This is a genomic window from Gordonibacter pamelaeae 7-10-1-b (assembly GCF_000210055.1).
GTDB classification, from domain to species: Bacteria; Actinomycetota; Coriobacteriia; order Coriobacteriales; family Eggerthellaceae; genus Gordonibacter; species Gordonibacter pamelaeae.
The window spans coordinates 531384-535746 of record NC_021021.1 but is presented as its reverse complement, the minus strand read 5'-3'; the positions used below and the strand labels follow the sequence as shown (position 1 = coordinate 535746).

At 68.4% G+C, this 4363-nt stretch carries 2 protein-coding genes and 1 pseudogene; all 3 read left to right on the top strand.

The features are described from left to right. Window positions 1-572: EAL domain-containing protein (locus tag GPA_RS18735; RefSeq protein WP_041238842.1), on the top strand; the 572-nt coding region annotated here is incomplete at its 5' end. Between the two features lie 242 nt (window positions 573-814). Beyond that, window positions 815-3707, top strand: a pseudogene (uvrA, locus tag GPA_RS02515) (excinuclease ABC subunit UvrA). A 274-nt stretch (window positions 3708-3981) separates the two neighbouring features. Then, window positions 3982-4363 (top strand): DMT family transporter (locus GPA_RS02510; RefSeq protein ID WP_156791114.1); only part of this gene is annotated, 382 nt, incomplete at its 3' end.

Sequence of the window (4363 nt, the reverse complement as noted above, 5' to 3'; positions counted from 1 at the left end):
CCGTGTTCGAGCGGGCGCTCGCCGATGCGCAGGCCGCAGAGGCGCTCGCGCATGCGGGGGAGCTCGACCCGGGCTTCAGCGTGAGCGTGAACGCCACGGCCACGATGCTCCAGGACGAGGAGGCCGTCGGCTTCGTCATCGACGCCTTCCTCGCCCGCGGGCTCGACGCCGGCCGCGTGGTGGTGGAGGCCACCGAGCGCGAGGCGCTGCTGTGGGACGCGGGCGCGCATGACCTGCTGCGCCGCGTGGCGGACGCGGGCATGCGGCTCGCCATCGACGACTTCTCCATGGGGCGCACCTCGTTCCAGTACCTGGAAACCAGCGTGTTCTCCGTGGTCAAGCTCGACGGGACCATCGCCAAGGGCGTGATGGAGAACGAGCGCTACGCCGAGATCGTCTCGTCCATCGCCGACCTCTCCGAGCACTTGGGCTTCACCGTGCTCGCCGAGTACGTGGAGACGGCCGAGCAGCGCGACGTGCTGAAGATGCTCGGCTGCTCCCTGTTCCAAGGCTACCTCTATGCGCCGGCGCTGCCCTTCGACGAGATGGTGGAGCGCGCACGGCTGGACTAGGGGCAGGTGCCGCCGCCACCCCTCCCGGCGCGCCGCAACGGCGGAAAGCGAACGAATTGTGCGCATCGTTTGAACGCTCGGACACGAACGTATGTTTTCGCTGGCTCTTTCCGCGCGCTGCGCTAGAATGAACGATTGCACGGAAATGATAGTTTTCCGGTAGCCTAATTTGCAACCCCCGACGCGCGCCGCCGGGCCCGGCTGCCGGCTGCGGATGCGCAAGAGAAAGAGCGATAAGCCACATGGGACAGAACGCCATCGTCATCAAGGGTGCCCGCGAGCACAACCTCAAGGACATCGACCTCATCATCCCGCGCGACGAGCTCGTGGTCATCACGGGCCTCTCGGGCTCGGGCAAGTCGTCGCTCGCGTTCGACACGATGTACGCCGAGGGTCAGCGCCGCTACGTGGAGAGCCTCTCCAGCTACGCGCGCATGTTCCTCGGGCAGATGAGCAAGCCGGACCTGGACAGCATCGACGGCCTGTCGCCGGCGGTGTCCATCGACCAGAAGACCACGTCCAAGAACCCGCGCTCCACGGTGGGCACCACCACCGAGATCTACGACTACCTGCGCCTGCTGTTCGCGCGCGTGGGCGTGCCGCACTGCCCCGAGTGCGGGCGCGTCATCAGGAAGCAGACCACCGACCAGGTGACCGACGAGATACTGTCCCTGGCGCCGGGCGCGAAGGCCATCGTCATGGCGCCGGTGGTGGCGGGCCGCAAGGGCGAGTTCACGAAGCTGTTCACCGACCTGCAGAAGGAGGGCTTCAGCCGCGTGCGCATCGACGGCGAGATCCTGAAGCTGGAGGCCGAGCCGCTCACGCTGAACAAGAAGATCAAGCACTTCGTCGACGTGGTGGTGGACCGCGTGCAGCTGAAGGAGAGCGCCACGAGCCGCATCGCCGAGGCGGTGGAGCTGGCCACGAAGCTGGCCGACGGGCGCGTGCTCGTGCAGGTGCTGGGCGACGACGGGCAGCCGCTCGGCGAGGCGGGCGGGCAGTCCTCCGGTGCGAAGGGCGGCCTGGGCGAGGGCGAGCACATCTTCTCGCTCGCGCTCGCGTGCCCCGAGCACGGCCACTCCATGGACGAGCTGCAGCCGCGCGACTTCTCCTTCAACGCGCCCTACGGCGCCTGCCCCGACTGCCTGGGCATCGGCAGCCGCGAGGAGGTGGACCCCTCGCTCGTGGTGCCCGATCCCTCGCTCACGCTGGCCGAGGGCGCCATCGCGCCGTTCAAGACGGGCAACTACTACCCGCAGGTGCTGCGCGCCGTGGCCCATCATATGGGCACCGACGAGAACACGCCGTGGGAGGACCTGCCGAAGAAGGCGACCGACGCGCTGCTCTACGGCTTGGGCGACCAGAAGGTGCGCGTGGACTACGTGACCGTGGACGGCCGCGAGACGTACTGGTACATCGAGTGGGAGGGCGCGCTCGCCGCGGTGCAGCGCCGCTACCAGGAGGCCCAGTCAGACAACCAGCGCGAGAAGCTGTCGGAGTACTTCGCCATCGTGCCGTGCCAGACGTGCGGCGGCAAGCGCCTGAAGCCCGAGATCCTGGCCGTGACGGTGGGGGACAAGTCCATCCACGACGTGACCGAGATGAGCGCGGCCGACTCGCTCGACTACTTCGAGGGCCTGGCCTTCCATGGTGCGGAGGAGCACATCGCCGGCCCCATCGTGAAGGAGATCAAGGCGCGCCTGCGCTTCCTGGTGGACGTGGGCCTGGACTACCTCACGCTCGAACGGGCCACGGCCACGCTCTCGGGCGGCGAGGCGCAGCGCATCCGCCTGGCCACGCAGATCGGCGCGGGCCTCATGGGCGTGCTCTACATTCTGGACGAGCCGTCCATCGGCCTGCACCAGCGCGACAACGAGCGGCTCATCTCCACGCTCGAGCGCCTGCGCGATTTGGGCAACACCGTCATCGTGGTCGAGCACGACGAGGACACCATCCGCAGCGCCGACTACGTCATCGACATGGGGCCGGGCGCGGGCGAGCACGGCGGCCAGGTGGTGGCGGCCGGCAAGCCCGACGAGATCGTGAGGTTCGAGGGCTCGCTCACGGCGGACTACCTTTCGGGCCGCCGCACCATCCCGGTGCCGGAGAAGCGCCGCAAGCCGCGGCGCGGGTCGCTCAAGCTCACGGGCGCCGCGGAGAACAACCTGAAGAACGTGACGCTGGGAGGTTCCCTTCGGCACGCTCACCGTGGTCACGGGCGTGTCGGGAAGCGGCAAGAGCTCGCTCGTCACCGACACGCTGGCGCCGGCCCTCGCGAACCGCGTGAACCATGCGCACCGCCGCTCCGGCACGTACAAGAAGATCACCGGCCTGGACAAGATCGACAAGGTGATCAACATCGACCAGAGCCCCATCGGGCGCACGCCGCGCTCGAACCCCGCCACCTACATCGGCCTCTGGGACGACATCCGGGCGCTGTTCGCCAGCACGCAGGAGTCGAAGGCGCGCGGCTACGGGCCGGGGCGCTTCTCCTTCAACGTGAACGGCGGCCGTTGCGAGGCCTGCAAGGGCGACGGCCAGATCAAGATAGAGATGCACTTCCTGCCCGACATCTACGTGCCCTGCGAGGTGTGCGGCGGCGCACGCTACAACCGCGAGACGCTGCAGGTGACGTACCGCGGCAAGAACATCGCCGAGGTGCTGGACATGACGGTGGACGACGCGCTGGCGTTCTTCGAGAACATCCCCGGCATCAAGCGCAAGCTGCAGACGCTGCACGACGTGGGGCTCGGCTACATCCGCCTGGGGCAGCCCGCCACCACGCTCTCGGGCGGCGAGGCGCAGCGCGTGAAGCTGTCGAGCGAGCTGCAGCGCCGCCAGACCGGCAAGACGTTCTACATCCTGGACGAGCCCACCACCGGCCTTCACTTCGAGGACGTGCGGCAGCTTTTGGAAGTGCTCGAGCGCCTCGTGGATGCTGGTAACACGGTGCTCGTCATCGAGCACAACCTGGACGTCATCAAGTGCGCCGACCGCATCATCGACCTCGGCCCCGAGGGCGGCGACCGCGGCGGCACCATCGTGGCCCAGGGCACCCCCGAGGAAGTGGCCCAGGTCGAGGGCAGCTACACCGGCCAGTTCGTGAAGCGCATGCTGGAGGACGGCCGCCTGTAGGTCGACGAGGCGGGCGTGACGGGGGGACGGGGATAATGTCACGCTCTCGGAAGCACTGCGAGCCCCTATCGCATCGAGGAGCGTGACATTATCCCCGTCCCCCCGTCACGCCCCGGTTCCCGCTTTGCGAGAATCTTACCGAATGCCTCCTTTACCTGCCCGCGTGCTCGTGCGACAATGCGCTGCGGCCTTTTCCGGCCGGGAATCCAACGGACAGCGAGGGGAGCGGGTGCAGGTGGCAGAGGCGGGTACGGCTCCGGCGGGGAGCCGGCATATGGCGCGCGGCATCGTGTGCGCGCTGGCGGGCGGGGTGTGCTGGGGCTTCTCGGGCACCTGCGCGCAGCTGCTCATGAACGACTACGGCGCGCCGGCGGAGTGGATCACCTGCGTGCGCATGGTCATCGCCGCCGCGTTCTTCCTGTTCCTCACCGCGGTGCGCGACTGGCGCGACCTCGTGGCCGTGTTCCGCGACCGCCGCTCGCTCGTGCAGATCGCGCTGTTCGCCGTCTTCGGCGTGCTGCTCACCCAGATGAGCTACCTGAACGCCATCAGGTACACGAGCGCCGGCGTGGGCACCACCATCGAGCAGATCGGCCTCGTGCTCATCATGCTCTACGTGTGCGTGCGCGCCCGGCGCCTGCCGCGCGTGCGCGAGG